Annotated in this window: 1 pseudogene; it reads right to left on the bottom strand. The window is 39.0% G+C overall.

The features are described 5' to 3' along the window. Positions 1-210, bottom strand: a pseudogene (locus tag ON15_RS11750) (IS4 family transposase); the annotation flags it as partial.

Genomic DNA, 210 nt, shown 5'->3' with positions numbered 1-210 from the left:
TACTTTTCCACTGATATAGCTGACCAGATTAGCTAATAGTTGTGTTAGAGCTTCAATTAGCGTGACATCAGTCAAATCACGGTTAAGTTCAAAGAATAAGTCACCCATCGAATGGTAATCAATTGACTCTCGTTGTTGCCAAGCTAGGATATCATAAGCCATCACTACCAGCGCAAAATGTGCACAAAAGCCATCGTAACTTTGAATTTG

It is taken from the genome of Liquorilactobacillus vini DSM 20605, from assembly GCF_000255495.1.
Classification (GTDB): Bacteria; Bacillota; Bacilli; order Lactobacillales; family Lactobacillaceae; genus Liquorilactobacillus; species Liquorilactobacillus vini.
This window is presented reverse-complemented; position numbering and strand designations above follow the sequence as displayed.